The 1703-nt window shown below is 63.1% G+C and carries 2 protein-coding genes; both read left to right on the top strand.

Going from position 1 to position 1703, the window contains the following annotated elements:
• Positions 1-190, top strand: a 190-nt coding sequence (locus tag FV227_RS28510) for a transposase (protein WP_147859662.1), incomplete at its 5' end; no start/stop codon positions are given.
• Positions 191-403: 213 nt separating this feature from the next.
• Positions 404-1703, top strand: a 1300-nt coding sequence (locus tag FV227_RS28505) for a diguanylate cyclase (protein ID WP_246688386.1), incomplete at its 3' end; no start/stop codon positions are given.

The raw sequence follows: 1703 nt of genomic DNA, 5'->3' as shown, positions 1-1703 counted from the left end.
CGCTCGGCGCGGGATCGACAGCAGCGAGAAGCTTGGGCGTCACCGTTGGGTAGTCGAGCGCACCCATGCCTGGTTCAACCGTTTCCGACGCCTGCCCGTACGCTACGAGCGTCGCGCCGACATCTACGAGGCCTTCACCAACCTCGCCGCCAGTCTCATCACCCTCAACCAAATCAGGCGGTTCTGTTAGGCGCTCTTAGCTGTCTCTCGCTATGATCGGCCGAATCGCTCGTGCGCCCTTGTGCGCAGGTCGGGTGCGACCTGAAGGCTTCTTGCAATGTTTTCGTCCTTACGCGTTGTGTCCAAATCAGTGCACGACGAAGCTCCTAAGAAATCTAGCCTCCGGAACGTTGCCACGGCATTGCCGATGTTGCTGCCCTACCTAAACTCTGTTCGGCATGGCTTGCTGCTGATCGACGAACATGGGCGCGTCATCCTCGTCTCTGGTCAGTCGTTAAGCCTTCTCAACAGTCACAGCGTAGTGATTTCGGAAGGCTCTTCTGTCCGACATGTCCTTCGCATCGTTCGCAAGAGCGCGGGAGATCATTGGGAACAGGTGCGATCGCTGCTGCGTCGTTCCTTTACACAAGCCGAAAGCTCTACCTTCGAGATTACGCTTCATGAACACCTCCTGGGCATTGGCCTATACCCCGTCGCCGATCACGGATGGGCAATCACGTTCGAGGACGTCACCGCGCGTCGGGCCGCCGAAGTTCAGGCCGACGAAATGGCTCGGCACGATCCGCTCACAGGCCTGCCGAACCGGCTTCTCCTGCGTGAGCGCCTTAAGGAGTCAATCGGGCGCCTGCAGCGCACCGGCGAGGCGTGTGCCGTCCTGCTGATCGACCTAGACCGATTCAAGCCCGTCAACGACACGTTGGGTCATCCGATGGGTGATGCCCTGCTGAAGAAGGTCGCCGATCGACTGCGCTCCACCGTGCGGCCGACCGATACCGTAGCGCGGATCGGCGGCGATGAGTTCGTTATCTTGCAGACCGGCATTCAAGAGGCCGCCAACACGCAGGCGCTGGCCCGCCGCCTCGTGGACCTGATCGGACGGACCTACATGGTCGACGGCCACCTGCTCACCATCGGTGCCAGCGTCGGCGTTGCGCTCGCCCCTGGCGACGGCAGCGATGCCGACACCCTCCTGAAGAACGCCGACCTTGCACTCTACCGGGCCAAGCTCGACGGGCGAGCCACCTACCGCTTCTTCGAGCCAGAGATGGATGCGCGCATGCAGGCGCGCCGGCAGCTTGAACTCGACATGCGCCAAGCGCTGGCGCGTCGGGAGTTCCAGCTGCACTACCAGCCGCAGTTGCAATTGGAAGGTAACCGGCTGGTGGGCTGCGAGGCGTTGATCCGCTGGCAGCACCCGGTGCGCGGGATGGTCTCGCCCCTCGACTTCATCCCGTTGGCCGAGGAGATCGGCCTGATCGTACCGATCGGCGAATGGGTGATGCGCCAAGCCTGCCGCGATGCGGTGACCTGGCCCGCCCCACTCTCGGTCGCCGTCAACGTCTCGCCGGCCCAGTTCAAGAGCGAGCGGCTCGTCGAGATGATCATGTCGGCGCTCGCCGCCTCCGGGCTGCCCGCCACGCGCCTCGAGGTGGAGATCACCGAGGGCGTCCTCCTGCAGCATAGCGAGAAAACCCTACAGACCTTGCACCGCCTGCGAGAACTCGGCGTGCGTGTGTCGATGG

Origin of the sequence: Methylobacterium sp. WL119 (assembly GCF_008039875.1) — a bacterium.
Classification (GTDB): Bacteria; Pseudomonadota; Alphaproteobacteria; order Rhizobiales; family Beijerinckiaceae; genus Methylobacterium.
The sequence above is the reverse complement of the archived record's forward strand: the minus strand, read 5'-3'. Positions and strand labels throughout refer to the sequence as shown.